At 60.1% G+C, this 17515-nt stretch carries 21 protein-coding genes; 7 read left to right on the top strand and 14 right to left on the bottom strand.

Features of this window, described 5'->3' with window-relative positions:
• The first annotated feature begins 29 nt into the window (after positions 1 to 29).
• Together JOE65_RS12965 and JOE65_RS12960 are read left to right on the top strand one after the other, a co-directional pair.
• The gene (locus tag JOE65_RS12965) at positions 30 to 431 is read left to right on the top strand and encodes a hypothetical protein (RefSeq protein WP_205163591.1); all 402 of its coding nucleotides are present in this window, start codon (positions 30 to 32) and stop codon (positions 429 to 431) included.
• Positions 428 to 781 carry a winged helix-turn-helix domain-containing protein gene (locus tag JOE65_RS12960; RefSeq protein WP_205163590.1) on the top strand — a complete coding sequence of 118 codons (354 nt, stop codon included), beginning with the start codon at positions 428 to 430 and terminating at the stop codon, positions 779 to 781. Before JOE65_RS12965 ends, JOE65_RS12960 begins: the two co-directional genes overlap by 4 nt.
• 101 nt (positions 782 to 882) lie before the next feature.
• Here the strand turns inward: JOE65_RS12960 and JOE65_RS12955 are convergent, their stop codons facing one another.
• On the bottom strand, positions 883 to 2277 hold the full coding sequence (locus JOE65_RS12955) for an IS1380 family transposase (protein ID WP_205163589.1): 1395 nt from the start codon (positions 2275 to 2277) through the stop codon (positions 883 to 885).
• A 153-nt stretch (positions 2278 to 2430) separates the two neighbouring features.
• Here JOE65_RS12955 and JOE65_RS12950 point away from each other — a divergent pair, with 153 nt between their 5' ends.
• From JOE65_RS12950 to JOE65_RS12935, 4 genes are read left to right on the top strand one after another with little or no spacing between them, the layout of a single operon-like run.
• Entirely contained in the window at positions 2431 to 2667 is a 237-nt protein-coding gene (locus JOE65_RS12950) for a hypothetical protein (protein ID WP_205163588.1), read from the top strand.
• A 36-nt stretch (positions 2668 to 2703) separates the two neighbouring features.
• The gene (locus JOE65_RS12945) at positions 2704 to 3153 is read left to right on the top strand and encodes an FAS1-like dehydratase domain-containing protein (RefSeq protein WP_205163587.1); all 450 of its coding nucleotides are present in this window, start codon (positions 2704 to 2706) and stop codon (positions 3151 to 3153) included.
• Positions 3154 to 3155: 2 nt separating this feature from the next.
• Positions 3156 to 3593 (top strand): MaoC/PaaZ C-terminal domain-containing protein, encoded by a 438-nt coding sequence (locus tag JOE65_RS12940; protein WP_205163586.1) that lies wholly within the window; start codon positions 3156 to 3158, stop codon positions 3591 to 3593.
• A gap of 7 nt (positions 3594 to 3600) precedes the next feature.
• Positions 3601 to 4704: a UDP-N-acetylmuramate dehydrogenase gene (locus JOE65_RS12935; RefSeq protein WP_205163585.1), complete on the top strand. Its 1104-nt coding sequence runs from the start codon at positions 3601 to 3603 to the stop codon at positions 4702 to 4704.
• An 11-nt stretch (positions 4705 to 4715) separates the two neighbouring features.
• On the opposite strand, the gene asd is transcribed toward JOE65_RS12935, so the two are convergent.
• The 13 genes from asd to mshD all read right to left on the bottom strand — a co-directional run bounded on the left by asd (position 4716) and on the right by mshD (position 16486).
• Positions 4716 to 5870 (bottom strand): aspartate-semialdehyde dehydrogenase, encoded by a 1155-nt coding sequence (gene asd, locus JOE65_RS12930; RefSeq protein ID WP_205163584.1) that lies wholly within the window; start codon positions 5868 to 5870, stop codon positions 4716 to 4718.
• A gap of 41 nt (positions 5871 to 5911) precedes the next feature.
• Positions 5912 to 6169, bottom strand: coding sequence for a hypothetical protein (locus JOE65_RS12925; RefSeq protein WP_205163583.1), 258 nt, complete (start codon positions 6167 to 6169; stop codon positions 5912 to 5914).
• A 17-nt stretch (positions 6170 to 6186) separates the two neighbouring features.
• Positions 6187 to 6621, bottom strand: a complete 435-nt coding sequence (locus JOE65_RS12920; RefSeq protein WP_205163582.1) for a hypothetical protein — start codon at positions 6619 to 6621, stop codon at positions 6187 to 6189.
• A gap of 48 nt (positions 6622 to 6669) precedes the next feature.
• A complete protein-coding gene (locus tag JOE65_RS12915; RefSeq protein ID WP_205163581.1) occupies positions 6670 to 7116 on the bottom strand; it encodes a hypothetical protein in 447 nt (148 codons plus the stop codon).
• A gap of 14 nt (positions 7117 to 7130) precedes the next feature.
• Positions 7131 to 7787 carry a hypothetical protein gene (locus JOE65_RS12910; RefSeq protein WP_239536716.1) on the bottom strand — a complete coding sequence of 219 codons (657 nt, stop codon included), beginning with the start codon at positions 7785 to 7787 and terminating at the stop codon, positions 7131 to 7133.
• Positions 7788 to 7804: 17 nt separating this feature from the next.
• The gene (locus JOE65_RS12905; protein ID WP_205163580.1) at positions 7805 to 8758 is read right to left on the bottom strand and encodes a hypothetical protein; all 954 of its coding nucleotides are present in this window, start codon (positions 8756 to 8758) and stop codon (positions 7805 to 7807) included.
• Between the two features lie 89 nt (positions 8759 to 8847).
• Entirely contained in the window at positions 8848 to 9381 is a 534-nt protein-coding gene (locus JOE65_RS12900; RefSeq protein WP_205163579.1) for a dihydrofolate reductase, read from the bottom strand.
• Positions 9378 to 10193 carry a thymidylate synthase gene (locus JOE65_RS12895; RefSeq protein ID WP_205163578.1) on the bottom strand — a complete coding sequence of 272 codons (816 nt, stop codon included), beginning with the start codon at positions 10191 to 10193 and terminating at the stop codon, positions 9378 to 9380. Before JOE65_RS12895 ends, JOE65_RS12900 begins: the two co-directional genes overlap by 4 nt.
• Positions 10190 to 10588, bottom strand: a complete 399-nt coding sequence (locus JOE65_RS12890; RefSeq protein ID WP_205163577.1) for a GntR family transcriptional regulator — start codon at positions 10586 to 10588, stop codon at positions 10190 to 10192. The genes JOE65_RS12895 and JOE65_RS12890 overlap by 4 nt, the downstream gene beginning before the upstream one ends.
• The gene (locus JOE65_RS12885; RefSeq protein WP_205163576.1) at positions 10585 to 12213 is read right to left on the bottom strand and encodes a hypothetical protein; all 1629 of its coding nucleotides are present in this window, start codon (positions 12211 to 12213) and stop codon (positions 10585 to 10587) included. The genes JOE65_RS12890 and JOE65_RS12885 overlap by 4 nt, the downstream gene beginning before the upstream one ends.
• Before the next feature lie 65 nt (positions 12214 to 12278).
• A complete protein-coding gene (locus tag JOE65_RS12880; protein ID WP_205163575.1) occupies positions 12279 to 13217 on the bottom strand; it encodes an NUDIX hydrolase in 939 nt (312 codons plus the stop codon).
• Positions 13214 to 15439 carry an RNA degradosome polyphosphate kinase gene (locus tag JOE65_RS12875; RefSeq protein WP_205163574.1) on the bottom strand — a complete coding sequence of 742 codons (2226 nt, stop codon included), beginning with the start codon at positions 15437 to 15439 and terminating at the stop codon, positions 13214 to 13216. Before JOE65_RS12875 ends, JOE65_RS12880 begins: the two co-directional genes overlap by 4 nt.
• A 57-nt stretch (positions 15440 to 15496) precedes the next feature.
• The gene (mshD, locus tag JOE65_RS12870) at positions 15497 to 16486 is read right to left on the bottom strand and encodes a mycothiol synthase (protein ID WP_205163573.1); all 990 of its coding nucleotides are present in this window, start codon (positions 16484 to 16486) and stop codon (positions 15497 to 15499) included.
• Between the two features lie 220 nt (positions 16487 to 16706).
• Between mshD and JOE65_RS12865 the strand changes: the two genes are divergently transcribed.
• The gene (locus JOE65_RS12865) at positions 16707 to 17450 is read left to right on the top strand and encodes a hypothetical protein (RefSeq protein ID WP_338021643.1); all 744 of its coding nucleotides are present in this window, start codon (positions 16707 to 16709) and stop codon (positions 17448 to 17450) included.
• Positions 17451 to 17515: the final 65 nt, after the last annotated feature.

Here is a 17515-nt window from a genome sequence, read left to right as displayed (position 1 = left end):
AAGCGTGAACAACTCACTACTTTGGAGACATGGAATCACAAGAGGTACGGCGCTCACGCAGCATCTCGAGTGGCCCGGAAGCCGTGTTTGTTGCCTTGTGGGCTCTCGTCTTCGCCACTTATGTCGTCGTTATGGTTCAGCTGGAGCCGGCTCCATGGACAAGCGGGCTGGGAGTGTGGTTCCTCGCCGGCCTCGCTGTGCTGGCCATCGCGTTCGGTATAGGTGCCAAACGAGTTCGCACTGTCCGGCCGCGTCATTACAAGATTCTTGAGGGCCTAGCTGCCTTGTGGGGTGCCGTAGGGTGCAGCCTCGCCGTCATACATCTGGGAGGTGAGCCTGGACTGAACGGTCTCGGAGTTGCCCTAACCGCCCTTGTCGTCGCTGCACCCCTGCTGATGTGTGCGGTCTGGCTATGGGCGCGTGGCCGATGAGCCTCGATGATGCGCTCAGACAGCTCAATGACACCATTCACTCACCCGTCCGGTTCGCCTTGATGTCTGCGCTGGCGAGCGTGGATGACGCCAGCTATCAGAGCCTGAAAAACGAACTGGACATCGCTTACGGCCTTCTTTCAAAACACGCAGCCATTCTCGAGGAAGCCGGCTATGTGGACATCACCAAGTCATTCCTTGCCAAGAAACCCCAGACCACGTTCCGGCTGACGCGTTTGGGTCGCAAGGCATACAAGGAGCATGTGCGCGCATTGGATGAACTCAGGAAGGGGCTTAGCCTTGATCCACCGATCCGGTTCGGGTGCGTGCTGATTCGAGGATTTGCTTGATTTTGTGCTTTTGGGCAGGGACGATCGGGTGGCCTTGCTGCCGTTGGTGTTCCACGTTTTGGGTTCTTCGTTGGGCCGGGTTTCGGCTGGGTGGATGGGTTTTATGCCGTTTGCGGTGGTGCGTGGGTCGCGGCAAAGAGCTGCTCCCAGGCTGTTTGCCAGGGCCATGCCTCGGGTAGGTGGAGGCATATTCTTCGTGCGCTGGAGGCGATGCGGGCCGGGACATTGATGAGCTTTCGCCGGATCGTTCCGGTCCGGGCCTTGGCGAAGGTCCCTTTGGCCAGGACCCCGGCAGCCCGGGTGAGGTTGTAAGCCATCACCGCAGCGACCAGCCAGGCCGAATTCGCTGCGAACTTCCCCGAGGGCAGGTGAGCCAGGGCGCTGTCCTTCATATCGGCGTTGACTTGCTCGATTTGTGCGTGTTTACGGTGAGTTTTGTCGGCCTCGACCGTGCCGAGCGTTCCGGCCGGGACGGTGGTGAAGAACGCGTGGTATCGGTGCGTGTCGAACAAGGTGGGCTGGCCATCGGTGGCTTTGGGATTCAGTTCAGGAATCCGGCGTACCACCAGGCGCCCGGTGATCCTCTCGGCCTTCTTCCGCGAGGAGAACGCGGTGAACTCCACTTCGGCGACTTCCGCCGCGGACACCCAGGCACTGGTGGCCTCATCAAAGACCGCGTTCGTGTACTGGATCGGCGCCCACGCAGTCTCCTCAATGGCAGTGATGGCGCGTTTGACCGCCGGGTCCATGCGCACCGTCACGGAAACGTCGGCCCCACCAGCCACGGCGGCACTGACCGTGGCGTGGCCATAGTAGGCGGAATCAAAACGACACAACATCTTCCCTGCCACGTTGGTGCGTTTGAGGGTGGCCAGTGCGTCCGTGACGAAGCGTTTAGCGCCGCGGGCCGAATTCGCGGCCCCCTTACGCAAGCGTTGGCCGATGATCACCGGGGCCGTGTCCTTCGTGGAAGCGGTGGCCAGGACGGCGTTGAGCCCACGAACTCCGGAGTACCCGTAGCCGGAGCCCTGCTTCTGATACCCATGAACCTCCACGATGGTGTCGTCAACATCGATAAAAACGAAGTCCTCCCCGGACGGTGTGCCCAACAGGGGTGCCGTCCGAATCAGGTTCACCAGGAGACGGGAAGCGACCGCGTCGAGCTGACGCACATGCCCAAACGTGAACGCGCGCAGGAATGAACCCAGCGTTGAAGGAGCGTAACAGCCCGTGAAAATCTTCTTCATTCCGCCATGGCGCAACACGGCCATGTCATCAATGGAATCCGCGCCAGCGACCATACCCGCCACCAAAGCTGCGACCTTCAATCCGGCGTTGGCGCCCTTGTCCGTGGGCACGCTTAACCACTCATCGACCAGTTCGTGCAAGCCCGCATTCTGGGCTAGACGCATCACCGGAACCAGCCCGGTCCCGGACACAAGGTTCTCCTCGTTAAAGGAAGCTGACACCGCGGCAGGGGTATGGGAAACTAGCATCTACGAGATGTCCTTCATTTTCGAGAAACTTGAGCTGTGGTAAGTCCAATTTTCCCTGAAAAGACGGGCATTTCGTGTTTAAACCGCCGAGCAACCTCAGAAACCTATCGGTGGATCAAGGCTTAGGTAGCAGTCGTTTAGTAGGCTGGAACCATGTTGAACACTCCGTGGGAAACCGGCTCCGCGCTGTACCGCAGACTCCTCCTTTCTGCTCTGGTTATCACTGCCGGCGGCATCATTACCGCGATAGCCGGCGCCATGTTGAACTCGGATGCTCTGCTGTACATTGCCATGCCCGTCATCATCATCGGTCTGGCCACCCATATTGCTGGGCTGGTGGTTCGGGGGCGGGACGCTAAACGTCGCCATCAGGGGCACAAAAACCCGTAGTCTTGACCTCTCCCGATCCACTCAAAGGAGTTCCAGTTGACCATCAATCCTGACCTTCAGGGACGTAGCTATCCCAGCACGGAACCGTACATGGTGGGCCGCGAAAAGATCCGCGAATTCGCCCGAGCCGTCAAGGCCACCCACAAGGCGCATTACGACGTCGATGCTGCCACCGATGCCGGCTATCGGGACCTGCTTGCTCCGCCGACTTTCGCAATCATCGTCGCCCAGCGGGCTGATGCTCAGCTTGTTGGGGATTCGGAGGCGGGCATCGACTTCTCGCGAGTTGTCCATACCAGCCAGCGCTTTACTCACCATCGGCCGATTATCGCCGGAGATGAATTGGTAGCGGAACTCCATGTGGATCAGGTCAGGGCCATGGGTGGCGGGGCCATGATCACGACACGCGCCGAAATCAGCACCGTCGAAGGCGAAAAAACCGCCACAACGACGTCGTCGATTCTCGTCCGTGGAGAGGGGCAGTAAACGTGGGAATTGTACTATCTGAAGTAGAGACTGGCCAGGTCATTGGGAGTAGAACCATCGAGGTGACGCGTGAGGATCTGGTCCGCTACGCTGGCGCTTCCGGCGACTTCAACCCGATTCACTGGAACGAGGATTTCGCGACATCGGTGGAGCTTCCTGGCGTGATCGCGCATGGCATGTTCACTATGGGTGCTGCGGTACAGCTGGTGACCGATTGGGCTGGTGACCCGGCGGCCATCATCGACTATCAGACGCGCTTCACCAAGCCCGTTCCCGTTGAAGACACCACCGGGACTTCAGAGCCTGGTGCGCGCATTGAAGTGACCGGCGTCGTCGGCGCCGTTGACTTGGATAACTCCACTGTCCGCGTTGATCTGACGGTGACCGCCGCAGACCAGAAAGTGCTGGGTAAATCTCAAGCACTGGTCCGGGTCTGGTAGTTATTCCATGACCAAAAACATCTTGGCTCCACTGACGACGCTGGGCGTTGGCGGGCCGGCAAAGCGCGTGATCACCACAAGCACGGAGCAGGAGCTTATCGACGCCGTCCGCGCGGTTGATGCGGCAGGGGAGAAGCTTCTGGTTATGGGCGGCGGTTCGAACCTTGTCATTTCCGACGCCGGTTTCGACGGAACCGTAGTTCGGATCGCCTCGAGTGGGTTCACGATCGACGAAGGTGTTATCGGGTGTGGCGTCGTTACGGTGACGGCGCAAGCCGGCCAGCCGTGGGACGACCTCGTTCAGGAAACCGTTCGCCGGGAAGCTTCGGGACTGGAAGCATTGTCCGGAATCCCGGGATTCACGGGCGCCACGCCGGTACAGAACGTCGGCGCCTACGGGTCAGACGTATCGCAGACCATCTCCATGGTGCGAGTGTGGGACCGGGAGACTTCAGCGGTGAAGAGCTTCGCCAACAGCGAGCTTGGTTTCGCATACCGGGACTCAGTGCTCAAGCGCACAACGGTTGAAGGTTCTCCGCGGTACGTGGTCCTGACCGTCGAGTTCCAGCTGCAGCCTGGACATTTGAGTGCGCCGGTGAAGTATGCGGAGCTCGCGAGGGCCGTCGGCGTCGATATTGGGCGGCGGGCCCCATCGGTCGATGTCAGGCGTGAGGTCCTTCGGTTGCGTGGCAGCAAGGGCATGGTGCTGGACCCTAAAGATCGGGACACATTCAGTACGGGTTCATTTTTTACCAACCCGATCGTCCCCCAAGTCGTGGCTGACCAGTTGCCGGATGATGCCCCTCGTTTCCCGGTCGAGTCGGCAGCGGCTATGCCGAACGGGGAGATCCTGGTAAAGCTCAGCGCTGCATGGCTGATTGACCACGCAGGGTTTGGCAAGGGTTACGGACTGAGCCTGCAGGACAGTGCTTTTGTGCACGCTGGTGGGCGGGCGTCGCTATCCACAAAACATACGCTCGCGGTGACCAATCGAGGTGGCGCATCGGCTGCCGACGTTCTAGCCGTGGCATCCGCCGTCGCCGACGGCGTTGAGGCCGCCTACGGTATTCGTCTTCACGCGGAGCCGCTCCTGATTGGCTGCAGCCTGTAACCCTGGGTTAGCTAAAGGTTGCCTGTCGCGATCCGCAGCATGCGGCGCAGCGGTTCGGCGGCACCCCAGAGTAGCTGATCTCCGACGGTGAAGGCACTGATGTACTCAGGGCCCATTTCGAGTTTCCGGATCCGGCCGACGGGTACCGACAGGGTGCCCGTCACAGAGACAGGGGTGAGACGGGAAACCGACTCTTCCTTGGTGTTCGGGACAACTTCGGCCCATTCGTTGTCCTGATCAATCAAACGCTCAATGTCTTCCAGCGAAAGGTCCTCGGTCAGTTTCAATGTCAGGGCCTGCGAGTGAGAGCGCATCGCTCCGACGCGGACACAGAGGCCGTCAAACGGAATCCGCGAGCTATCGGCAGTGTCGAGGCCCAGAATCTTGTTGGTCTCCGCGCCGGCTTTCCATTCTTCGCGGGACTGCCCGTTGCCCAGGTCGGCGTCGATCCACGGAATAACAGACCCGGCTAACGGCACGCCAAAGTGGGTGGTGTCCAACAGCGGACCTTGCTGGCCAGTGAGGATTCCACGGTCGATGTCGAGGATGGCCGACGCCGGATCCTCCAGCAGCTCTGCCACGGACCCATGCAGGGAGCCGAACTGGTTGAGGAGCTCACGCATGTGACGGGCGCCTCCGCCCGAGGCCGCCTGATAGGTCATGGAGGTTCCCCATTCCACCAAACCATTGCGGAAAAGCCCTCCGAGGCCCATGAGCATGCACGAAACTGTGCAGTTTCCGCCGATGAAATCCTTTAATCCCAGGGCCAGTCCAGCGTCTATGACGTCCCGGTTCACTGGATCAAGGGCGATGATGGAATCCGGTTCCATTCGAAGGGTCGAAGCCGCATCGATCCAGAGCCCATCCCAGCCTGCGCTCCGCAACCGTGGGTAGACGTTCGCGGTGTAGTCGCCGCCCTGGGTACTGACGATGATCGGTAGTTTGGAGAGAGTCCCGACGTCGTATGCGTCTTGGAGGGGGCCGGGTCCGGCAGCGAACGACGGCGCGTCCCCGCCCGCGTTGGACGTGGAGAAAAAAACGGGGTTCACGAGGTCGAAGTCCCCTTCATCCTGCATCCGCTGCATGAGGACGGACCCAACCATGCCGCGCCAACCGACAAAGCCAACGGTGGGGACACTGGGCAGATCTTGGCGGAAATCAGTCATGATTCCACTTTAGGGGATGCTCCCGGGCCCGCGGCTATCGGTTACTTCACGTGCAAAAGACGTGCTAGGCGGTGCAAGGCACGGGTGGGCCAGCCAGAGGAGTCTGGGCCAAAGGCCACGTAACCAGTCCCCTGGTCGTACCGGTAGCCAACGTTGAAGGCAGAGTAGAGCAGCCCGTTCTCAAAACGGTCGCTCATTTCCTCGGCGAATGAGCCAGCCTCGCCTTGCGTGGCAAATACTCCAACACTTGTGTTGTCAGGAGAGTCATCGTGCTGAACGATCCATACTTTAGAGGCCATGCGCTCATGCTATCGGCCTAATTATTGCTCGAGCCGATCCACACCGTGGAGTCCGTAGGCGTCGGCAGGCCGCGCTCCTTACGGAGCTTGCGGGCGCGCCACTCGGTTCTGAGGTTACGTGCGAAATATACAAGAAGCGCGAGGATGGCCACGCCGAAGAACCAACCTCCCCAAGGCGGTGTGGGTATGGGGCGGAAGTACAGGCTCGCGTACCCCCAGATGAACCCAATGAGGCCCAAAAAGATAAGGCCGACGAAGACCATATGCCCCCACAGGGTGGTTATAACGGGCCCGGGTCCTGCGCGGAGAACGCCGTACTCTTCGCGCGTGTAGCTGTAGAGCTCGGCGTCGTTTCCGCGTGACAGGACTCGTTTTTCCCCGGCGGCTTTGCGCTCTTCATGAAAGTCGCGCGTTGCTAGGTCCCGCTTGTCACGTTCAGCGTCATAAACCACTTGTGTTAGTCCTGTCGGGCGGATTCTAGGAGTCGATGCTGGTTACAACTATTTCTCTTTCGAAGTGTCGCTAGTACCCACCCAGATGGGCGAGTCTGTGGGTGTCGGAAGTCCCCGCTCCTTGCGAATTTTGTCCGCGTGCCACTCAATTTTAAGATTCCTAGCGGCATATAGAAGAACCGCGAGGATAGCTGCGGCCAGTAACCAACCTCCCCAGGGAGGCGTGGGTATGGGGCGGACGTACAAGCTCGCGTACATCCAGATGTACCCAATGAGGCCCAAGAAAATGAGGCCGGTGTAGACCATATGTCCCCACAGCGTAGTCATAACGGGCCCGGGTCCAGCACGAAGTACGCCGTACTCTTCCATGGCGTAGCTGTAGAGTTCGGCATCGTTGCCGCGCGCCAAAATGCGCCCGTCCCCGGCGGCTACGCGCGCGTCATGAAAGTCACGGGTTGCAATGTCACGCTTGTCGCGTTCAGCGTCGTAAACCACGTCTGTCAGTCCTGTCAGTCCTGTCGGATAAGGCGGATGCGTTTAACGACCTCAGCGTCGTTGAGACCGGAATTTTCATCAACTACGGTACCATCCGGATTGTTCGTGGCTACGGTCCACGCGGCATCCTCAGCCTTAATGAGCAGGCGAACTCTTTCTTTCCCTTCGAGCAGCGAAATCGCGGCTCCTCCGCTTGGGTTGTCCTCTAGATGCTTGCGAACGATATAGAAGTTCGCCTCCGCAGTGGACAGCTCCGGCTTCTGGGCCATGGCGAACCAGGAAAGATACGCACGGGGTTGCAGAAGGATCGAAAAATCTTTCGATTCAACAGAGAGCACGTTGTCGATGTGATCCGCGGTCAGCAAATCGATTTGCACGCGCTTGGCTGATGTGGTGAGGGCGGAAGTGACCGCAGCTACTGGTCCGCTCACGGCAAGTTCACCGCCTTCAACGACAGTGGCGAGTCCACGCGCCACCAGGGATGAAGCGCCGGCAGAGATGAGAGTAGTCTCTTTCATCTCCGCTTCAAGACGCAATGCGGCACCGCTCTTATTCGCTTCCTCTCCCTTTTGGAGGTTCAGTAATGCGATGAGCTCAGCGAATCCGAAGCCAATGCTGTCTGGGAATCCCTGCGCTCCTGCGGATGCTGAGTTTTCCTGAGTTTCAGTCATGTCACTTTCCCTAGTTTCTAGAAGCCGAAGAAGTCGCCAACGGCTTCAGCGCCGTCGGAAATTGCGCCGCCCACGGCCTCAGCGCCGTCGGCGATAGCCTCGCCAGTTGCGTTGACGGCATCATGAATGACGGGAACATTGTCATACAGGAAGAGACCCCCGCTGGCAATCATGGCAGCTGTGCCTACAGGTGGCGGCGCGAATGACAAGGCACCCAAGACGGCTTTCGAACCCGAGTAGATGCCCTCGCCGGTCTCTCCATCTTGAAAATGGTTGAACGCGTCAAGAGTATCCAGACCAACCGCAAGACCACCTAGGCCTTTACCCAAGCCGTTGAAGGCTTTGAAAGCCGATGATCCCTCGGTCAGGTTGAGTGCCCGGTGCCAGTTGCCGTCGAACAGGTTCGACGAGGTGTTGGCAAACTGACTGAACATATTGGATTTCTGAAACATTGCCCAGGCCTTTGGGTCCATGAACTCGGCCAACGACCCGGCGCCATGAGCCATGCCTGCCATATCGAACAGCCCAGCACGCATGGTGGGCAGGTACTTCGCGTAACCGTAGATGTCCCACCCGTTGCGGAACGGGGAATCCTCATCGGCCAACCAGTCTGGCCCCCAGAAGTCGTTGTCCCCGGAGCCGCCTTCTCCGCCGGAACCGCCAGAACCGCCGGAGTTGCGGCCGCGGCCGCTACTTCCGCCCACCTGCGAGGCCTGTTCCTGTTCTTTCGCTTGCTTCACCAGGTCAGTAGAGGCTTTGTCCAGTAACTTCGACGCCGAGAGGAGTCGTGCTTTCATACCGGAGTTCCAGCTGCCGCGTAGGCGGTCGGCGTCGCCACCCTTCCACATATTCGGGTTGTTGACCACAGTGGAGAGTGACTTGGAAATATCCGTCAGGGTCTGCGACCCAGTGCCACACTGCTTCGCGAGTGTTCGCAGCTGGTCGGGGTTCGCGCCCCATGTTTCGGACATTGCAGGTTCCTTGTCTATCGGTTGCTCTGATTGGCTTTGAGCTTATCGAGCAACCCGGGTCCTAGCGATGGGGAGCACTCCCCACTGGGTCAGACCGGATGTTCCCACGCGCTGATGCGGTACCGGGTGCCGTTGGAGTCTGTGTCCCATCCAGAGCCAGGCGCAACGGACCGCAACTGCCAGTCCGGGCCGAGTTTGGGAGCGTACGTATCGCCTTCTACTTCGGCTTCAATGACAGTCACAACCGCAAATTGAGCCATGGGCTCAGCCTCCAGATAGAGCTGCCCTCCACCTGCGATCCAGATTTCTTCACTGCCCGGCGCCTGACTGGCAGCGTCCAGCGCTTCTTCAAGGGACCCGACGACGACGGCGCCTGCTTCGGCGATTTCCGCCGCCAACTCCTTCTTCCGGGTCACCACAATGTTGGTCCGGTCCGGTAGCGGTCGAAACTTTGCGGGAAAGGAGTCCCAAGTGCGCCGTCCCATAATGACAGGGTGGCCCGTCGTCGTGCGCTTGAAGTGCGCCATGTCCGCCGGCAGATGCCAGGGCATGGATCCGTTTTTGCCGATGACGCCTGACTCAGTTTGCGCCCAGATCATTCCGATTCTCGATGAAGTGCTCATACAGCCACTGGTGCCTTAATCGTCGGGTGGTGTTGGTAGTCAAGGACCTCGAAGTCCTCGAAGGTGTAGTCGAAGATGCTCGTCCGGTCCTTCCGGATGTGCAGCCGTGGTGAGGGGAAAGGTTCGCGGGAGAGTTGTTCGCGTACCTGTTCCAGATGATTGTCGTAAATGTGGACGTCTCCGCCGATCCAGATGAATTCGCCTGGTTCCAGTCCCACCTGTTCGGCGACCATCAGGGTCAGCAGTGCGTAGGAGGCAATGTTGAAGGGGACCCCGAGGAACATGTCCGCCGAGCGTTGGTATAGCTGGCAGGACAGCCTGCCATCCGCGACGTAGAACTGAAAGAACATGTGGCACGGCGGTAGCGCCATATTCGGTACGTCCGCAACGTTCCAGGAGGAGACAACATGCCGTCGGGAATCGGGGTTTGTCTTGAGGTTCTCGATCACCTGACTGATCTGGTCAATGTGGCCGCCGTCGGGAGTGGGCCAACTGCGCCACTGGACGCCATACACGGGGCCGAGGTCGCCGTCGTCGTCCGCCCACTCATCCCAGATGGTGACGCCCTGATCCCGCATCCAGCCCACATTGGACTCTCCGCGAAGGAACCACAGGAGCTCCACAGCGAGGGATTTGAAATGGACGCGTTTGGTGGTGATCAGGGGGAACGACTCACTCAGATCAAACCGAAGCTGGCGGCCGAAAACGCTCCGAGTTCCGGTCCCTGTCCTGTCAGTTTTGGGTGTGCCGGTCTCCAGCACATCGCGCAATAGGTCTTCGTACGGCGTGGGAATGTCGTTGGAAAGGCTCACGGACTCAGTGTATCGCCGACGAGGTGGCTGCGGAGGAGCTCCATCAGCGTGTGGTCTTCCAGCCCTGCCATCCGCCCTTCGCGGATGAGGTGCCTGACAGCCTCATTGACCACTTCGTTCTGCACGGCTCCAAACATGCCCTGATTCTCTGGGTCGCCGATGACAACAGTGCCGTGTCGACGGCGGCTCTCAATGAGGCTGGCTGACTCCAGCTCTTTGTAAGCCCTGGCCACCGTCCCAACCGCCACACCCAGGTCAAGGGCCAGGCTGCGGACCGTCGGCAGCCTCTCGCCCACGGCTATCTTGCCCAGTGAGATGAGCGTCGAAATCTGGACCCTAATCTGTTCGTACGGGGGAGTGGGTGAAGAGAGGTCAACGGTGACGCGTGTGCTCACGACCTGACCTCGACCGTTTCCCGTATGCGCGACGCACGCGGTCGTGCTGGCCCGGGTATCATGGCCATTCCGATGGCAGCGGCAAGCAATATCGTTTGGGGCACTTGGAGTTCCGGCGCCATGCCCTGGGACGGTGCCTGGTAGATCCCCAGCTGCATGGACAGCAGGAGCGAGTGCGCATGAATCAGCACGGCGAGCAGTAACAGCATGGCCGACGCTGTCAGGCGGAGCACCCGGTGCACGCTCACTTTCCGAAGTAGTGAATCAAGGGTGCCGTCGGCCGAGGAAGGTGCGCTCCGTCGCCAGGTGACCACAACGGCCACGGTGCCCGAGAGGACAATGGCAGCCGCTGCTCCCATCAGATGCGGCAGCGTGTCCCTATTCGGTGCGAGGTTAAATACGACGGCGCCAGCTACGATCACCAGCAGAATCACGGTCATGACGATGGCCGCAAATACGCGTGGCACGATGGCAGCAAACGGCAAGGGGGCCGTCCGGCTCGACGGCGACTCGCCGCGCAATACAAACTCCCCCGCGGCGATCACCAGAAGGAACCCGGCGTAGGCAACTGCAATGATGCTCGCCATCGCAGGCAGTCCAGCCGGCGCCATGGTGATGCCGGACACTGGAGCAAAGAACATGAAGGGCCAGACGAGGGCGAGCAGTATGTACCCAATCAGTCGGGACCTGTTACTTACCCGCAGCGCGCGTTGGTAGGTCCGTGACCGTGGGGGAGCCAGCTCCTCGCCTTCCCTGGGCACACCCAATTGTGGCGGGGCCCAGAAGAGCATGGCGATAAAAACGGCAAGGATTACTAGCGGTAGCGGTCCGGAGATGGTTGTCCAGAAGGTGACGGGAGGATTCAACGCATCCGCGGTCCCCGTCGTCCCGTAGCTGACCACCGCAGAGAGGAGCGTTACCAACGTGAGAATCACCGTGCGTAACAAACGGTTCAGCCCGATACGACGGACGGTGGCATCGTCGACCATGCTGAGTCCTGGTACCGGACGACGGCGCACTATGACGACGATGGCCATGGCCGTTCCGGTGATCAGAATGAGAAGAGCGAGACCGGTGCCAGTGGCAAAGTATCCTCCCGACGCACGCCCAGACAGCCCATACCCGAACTCGCTCTCGCGTGGCGCAACTTCTTCAAGGCCTGCCGCGGCAACAACGAGCGCTCCGGTGACCAGAGTCAGCAAGATGGCTAAAAGCGTGAGGTTGCGAGGAATGAAGTCAATGATCCGCCGCACGCTCAGCTCAGCCGAACGAACTGAGCCCTTGGGTCGGGGCCAGGTGTACTGCGCAATAACGTAGATGGCTCCCAGACCGGCCATGGGGAGCAATAGTGACCACAATTCTCCGGGCCAGTCCGCGTTCCAACCCATGGGTACGGTGCCGGGTTGGCGCTCGCCGATGGGGGAGTCCACCACACCATAACTGCGTCCGCTGAGGATCCCTACGGCGAAGAACCCGATCAGCGCGGTCCAGAATCCATGGCGCCGTGCGGCCCATCGAGCCTCATCGCGGCCTGTCGGGGCATGGGCAGCGAACCGCAGGAAGGAGTAGACCAGCACCGCACCAATGGTGAGCAGGACGACGGACATGGACGCATACAACTGCATGGAAACCCCCGGATTGTTGTGTCAATGAACTAAGTATTTGACACAATGACTGACGGCGTCAACCCCTAGTCATCGTAGGGAGCGTGTTTCTCCACGGAGACAATGCGGCCGCGGTCGTGGGAGCTTACCTGGAAGACCAGGAGATGGCCGGCCTTCAGATAGGGGTCCGACGTCGGGAGGCTCCCGGCGAGCGCTTCGGGCAGGTGCTTGGCGATGACGTTGAACGCCAATGGCAACACGGGTCGGTGCGTGCACAACACTACGGGTTTGGCTTTGTCGAACAGGGCACGGACGGCGGCTTCCGCCTTTTGAGGTTTCCGCTTGGCGTTGTGTTCGGTGACGGCCTCGACGTGCTTGAGCTTGGCTCCGGAGCGTTTGATGTATGGGATGACGGTCTGGATGCAGCGGTCCCACGGGCTTGATCGGACGCGCTTGGGCCGCCAACACATGAGTAGTTTTCCCACTGCTTTCGCTTGCCGAAGCCCGGACCCAGCCAAAGGACGCTCACCTTCAGCACGAGTCCACGAGGATCGGGGTTTGGCCTTTGCATGGCGTAACAGGATGAGAGGCCAAGTATCCAGACGCTTTTCACTATGAGCGTTGACCAGCGCATCCAGGGGCAGTTTGTCGGCAGTCATCGACAATAGCTCGTATGCACGGGCTGGCGAACACCACAACACCCTGTCCACTTCGTCGTCGTCGGGCTGAGGCGTCATCCCCTCAGCCTTCGCCGCCCAGTAGTACACAATCTTGGGGCCGGCGGACACCTCATAGCGAACAGAGGGAAGCGGAACGCCCAGGGAAATATCTAGACCCACTTCCTCCTGCACCTCGCGCACCGCGGCTTGGGGCGGAGTTTCGCCCGCGTCTACCTTCCCTTTGGGCCAAGACCAGTCGTCGTACCGCGGGCGGTGGATCAGTAGCACCTGCAGGTGGCCCTTTTGCAGACGCCAGCACAACGCCCCCGCCGCAACCACCTTCGGAGTATCCGTGGAATCTGTCATGAATGCCGCGCTGGCATCCGCTGACGAATCCTGGACTCCAGCAGCCAGGATTGGATATCGTTGAGCGGCTCACCGTCGTCGTCGCGGTAGCGCCGCGTCCAGTTGCCTTCCCTGTCGAGATGCCAACTCGCGGTCTCGGCGTCCAGATACCGGTCAAGCAGGCTGATGAGATGGGAAATGTCGTCACGTTCGCAAATCTGAACGAGGGCCTCAACCCGCCGGTCCAGATTGCGGTGCATCATGTCTGCAGAACCGATGTAAACCACTGGATCATCATCGTTTGCGAAGGCGAACACCCGCGAGTGCTCTAAAAATCTGCCCAAGATGGACCGAACCGTTATGTTCTCGCTCAAACCAGGTACTCCCGGACGGACTGAGCAGATCCCGCGCACAATGACATCCACCTTCACCCCAGCCTGCGAAGCGCGATAGAGCGAATCAATGATTGACTCATCGACAATGGAATTTACCTTGATGACAACACGCGCTGGTTTGCCTGCCTTGCTGTTCGCGATCTCCTGTTCCACCCGCTCGATCAAACCGGACCTGACCGAGCGGGGCGCCACCAGCAGGCGTTTGAACAAAGATTTTGGGGCGTAGCCGGAGAGCTGGTTGAACAGTTTAGAAAGGTCTTCGCCCACGTTGTCGTTCGCAGTCAGCAGACCAAGATCCTCGTAGTATCTGGCCGTGCGTGGATGGTAGTTCCCGGTGCCAATATGGCAGTAGCGGCGCAGACCGTCCCCCTCCTGGCGCACCACGAGAGAGAGTTTACAGTGCGTCTTCAACCCCACGATGCCGTACACAACGTGGACACCAGCCTGCTCCAGTTTGCGGGCCCACGAAATGTTCGCCTGCTCATCGAATCGGGCCTTGATTTCTACCAGCGCAAGCACCTGCTTACCGGACTCCGCGGCATCAATGAGCGCATCAACAATCGGGGAGTCACCGGAGGTTCGGTAAAGAGTCTGTTTGATCGCCTGGACCTTCGGATCGTTGGCGGCCTGTTCTAAGAACGCTTGGACCGACGTCGAAAAGGAGTCGTAGGGGTGATGTAGGAGTATGTCGCGACGCCGCATCGCGGCGAAGACGTTGGCGGCTTTTGATGTCTCGCTCTCATTCAGGTGCCGGCTCGTATGCGGAACACGCTTGGGGTAGTGAAGGTCCCCGCGGTCGATTCGGCTGATGACGCTGAGCCCGCGAAGGTCCAGCGGCGCGGGAAGCATGTACACCTCGTCGTCTTCAACGCCGAGCTCACGGGAGAGTAAAGATTTTATACTCGGGTTGATATCGGTGGTCACCTCAAGGCGTACCGGAGGGCCAAAGCGTCGGCGCAGCAGTTCCTTTTCCAGCGCCTGCAGCAGGTTTTCGGCGTCGTCTTCTTCCACTTCCAGGTCTTCGTTCCGGGTGACGCGGAATGCGTGATGTTCGCGGACTTCCATTCCGGGGAACAGCAGGTCCAGGTGAACTGAGATGACATCTTCGAGCGGGATGAAGCGAGCCACGCGGCCCGCGACATTCCCGGCGCGAGGGCCGTCGATACCGATGAGCCGGGGAAGCTGGTCAGGCACTTTGAGGCGGGCGAACAGTTCTTTCTCGCTCACCGGATTACGCACGACGACGGCCAGGTTCAGCGATAGCCCTGAGATGTAGGGAAACGGGTGTGCCGGATCCACGGCCAGAGGCGTGAGGATCGGGAAGACCTTTTCTTTGAACAGGGTCGTGAGCCTGCCCTGTTCACTCTCGTCCAGATCTTCCCAGCGCGTGAGGTGAATGTTTTCCGCGGCTAGCGCGGGTCGGATTTGTTGGGCAAAAACGTCCGCGTGGCGTTCCTGAAGTTTTCTGGCTTCCTGAATCAGCAGTTCCAATTGTTCAATGGGGCTCAGACCGGCGGCCGACGGGACGGCGAGCCCCGTGGCGATCCGTCGCTTCAGTCCGGCTATGCGCACCATGAAGAACTCGTCGAGATTGGACGCAAAGATGGACAGGAAACTAACGCGCTCAAGCAGGAAGAGGTCTGCGTCCTCGGCGAGTTCCAGGACACGGGCGTTGAAGTCCAGCCAGCTGATCTCGCGGTCAAGGAACCGTTCTAGGGAAATATCACCTGACGGGGGCTCGTTCGGTTCGAACTCGGGGATGTCGATGCGGTCCTGGCTGGCTCGCGATGGCGCCGCTTCCGATGAACCGGAGCGGATCCGTGGCAGTGCTGCTGTGTCGGAATCCATGTTTTCTCCTAGGTAATAACCGCCTCGTCTGTTCCCAACTCTACAAGCGGACGTTGCCTATCGGACCGCATACATGACATCGACGTCCCAGCGGGTGAATCCGAGTTTTTGGTACAGCGCCACTGCGGCCTCGTTGTCCGCGTCAACGTAGAGCATGACGGCTTGTAACCCCTTCCCATGAAGGTGTTCGATTCCGGCAAGAGTGAGGGCCTTGCCCAGCCCCATGCCCTGCGCAGCGGGTGTCACCCCGACGACGTAAACCTCACCGATGGCCGGTTGCCCGCTGGCAGCCGGGTGCACCTTGGTCCAGTGGAAGCCGAGGAGTTCGCCGTCGTCCGTTGCCCCCGGACTGTTACGAATCGCCAGCAGAAAACCCTCAGCATCAAACCAGTCTTCGGCCATGCGGGCACACAGATCCTGCAGGCTCGTACGTCCTTGTTCGGGATGGTGGACAAAGGCGGCAGCGTTAGCGCGTAGCCACGCATCGTCATCGAGGCCGGGCCTGAAAGTTCGAATGGCGACTCCCTCAGGCAGTGCCCTGCCCTCCGCGGGGATACCAGCGGCCGCTGCGTTGGCCCGTGTCTGGCGCATACGCCACAATTCACGCACCGGCTCAAATCCGCAGGACATGGCCAGTCGTGCTGCCGCCGCATGATTTCCATGGGACCAGGCGCTGAGAGCCGAGAACCCAGGATCGGACGAAGCCCTGTTCACAACGCTCTGACCCACTCCCTGGTTTCGGAAGGACGGGCGCGTCACCAGTTCCAACAGTCCGCCGTCGTCCTCGCCACGGGCATGAATGACGACGGCCGCCCCCGCCAGTCCTCGCACAATGGAGGAACTGAAATCAGCTGAACAGTAGGCCGCATAGACGGTCACCTCCGAATCTGTTGACTTCACATCCACGAGGGTTTGCTCGGAGAACGGGGGGTTACCGTCCGACTCAATGGCAGCCCCGGCCAACTCCTGCAGGTCCTCAATCAGGTCTGCATCTGGTGTTCCGGTCGAGACGACCACGGGCCAAGTATTCGCGCTGTTCTCCGTCATGGGGTCAGCCTACGCGAACTCGTTGACCTCCGATTTGGTACCGCTCCGAGGACTGTGTAGCGTAGAAGCTCATACAAGGGGGATGCACCAGTGGGGTGCCTTTGATACGTTCGACCCGTATGTCCTCCACCAGCAGGAACCCTCCGGCACTAGCCCGAGGGTTCCTTTGTTTTTCGGGTGTATGGCCCAACAGTCAGTCCTATAAGGCAGGATGGTGTCCGTGAAGAACTGGAGTGTGGCCCCGGCCGCCAGCGTTGTGCTGGCCGCGATCATCGCCACTTCCTACACCTCGCGGCTGGCTCTGGCCGTTGTCGTGGGTCTTGCCGTGGTTCTGTTCGCGTGGGGTTGGCCGCACGCACTAGGGATGCCCGCGCGCAAGAGTGTGGGAAGCGTCATTGGCCTGGCCGGACTGGGGTCCCTCGCACTGTCCCTCTACGCACCACTGAACGCCCTCATGACGTGGATGCCCATCATCGTGGCCATCGGTGTCATAGCCGTCTTCCTCATCCAGTTGTTCCGCGGAACGGGTCAGAGTGGCAGGTTGGAATCCACGCTAGGGTCCGCTGCTGGGGTCATGATCAGCGCCTTTGGCGGCGGGTGGGTAGCCGCTGACAGACTGTCCACAAACGCCACGAACTCCGGTGTGATGCTTGTAACGGGAATCGGCGTGTTCGTGGCCGGCGCCATCTGCACTATCCGCTGGCCAGATCGCATCGTAGCGCCTCTTGGGATCCTTCTTGGAGGGCTGGCTGGACCACTGACGGCCATACTATTCACCCGTGTATCGCCGTTGGCAGCGGCCATCATCGGCATTGCGTGCGCCGCCGTCGTCGTTAGCTTCCGTCGCTTGGTGCTGTCCCGCGAATTCAACCCATCCATACCGGCATGGCTGTCCCTGAGCATGTGTCCCGTGGTGGCACTGGGGGCACTGGTCTATTTCCTGGACAAACTCCTCATCGCATGACGTCGTCGAATCCCGCTGCCGCGGCCGCCGGGGTTAGGATAGGAGCATGTCGATAGTTGCTCTCG

The sequence above is a fragment of the Arthrobacter roseus genome (genome assembly GCF_016907875.1).
GTDB classification, from domain to species: Bacteria; Actinomycetota; Actinomycetes; order Actinomycetales; family Micrococcaceae; genus Arthrobacter_J; species Arthrobacter_J roseus.
This window is presented reverse-complemented; position numbering and strand designations above follow the sequence as displayed.

Coding starts and splice junctions, on each gene's coding strand:
- JOE65_RS12910 (WP_239536716.1), bottom strand. CDS start 7,787: ATGACTGAAACTCAGGAAAACTCAGCATCCGCAGGAGCGCAGGGATTC.
- JOE65_RS12935 (WP_205163585.1), top strand. CDS start 3,601: ATGACCAAAAACATCTTGGCTCCACTGACGACGCTGGGCGTTGGCGGG.
- JOE65_RS12950 (WP_205163588.1), top strand. CDS start 2,431: ATGTTGAACACTCCGTGGGAAACCGGCTCCGCGCTGTACCGCAGACTC.
- mshD (WP_205163573.1), bottom strand. CDS start 16,486: ATGACGGAGAACAGCGCGAATACTTGGCCCGTGGTCGTCTCGACCGGA.
- JOE65_RS12955 (WP_205163589.1), bottom strand. CDS start 2,277: ATGCTAGTTTCCCATACCCCTGCCGCGGTGTCAGCTTCCTTTAACGAG.
- JOE65_RS12875 (WP_205163574.1), bottom strand. CDS start 15,439: ATGGATTCCGACACAGCAGCACTGCCACGGATCCGCTCCGGTTCATCG.
- JOE65_RS12900 (WP_205163579.1), bottom strand. CDS start 9,381: ATGAGCACTTCATCGAGAATCGGAATGATCTGGGCGCAAACTGAGTCA.
- asd (WP_205163584.1), bottom strand. CDS start 5,870: ATGACTGATTTCCGCCAAGATCTGCCCAGTGTCCCCACCGTTGGCTTT.
- JOE65_RS12885 (WP_205163576.1), bottom strand. CDS start 12,213: ATGCAGTTGTATGCGTCCATGTCCGTCGTCCTGCTCACCATTGGTGCG.
- JOE65_RS12905 (WP_205163580.1), bottom strand. CDS start 8,758: ATGTCCGAAACATGGGGCGCGAACCCCGACCAGCTGCGAACACTCGCG.
- JOE65_RS12965 (WP_205163591.1), top strand. CDS start 30: ATGGAATCACAAGAGGTACGGCGCTCACGCAGCATCTCGAGTGGCCCG.
- JOE65_RS12925 (WP_205163583.1), bottom strand. CDS start 6,169: ATGGCCTCTAAAGTATGGATCGTTCAGCACGATGACTCTCCTGACAAC.
- JOE65_RS12960 (WP_205163590.1), top strand. CDS start 428: ATGAGCCTCGATGATGCGCTCAGACAGCTCAATGACACCATTCACTCA.
- JOE65_RS12880 (WP_205163575.1), bottom strand. CDS start 13,217: ATGACAGATTCCACGGATACTCCGAAGGTGGTTGCGGCGGGGGCGTTG.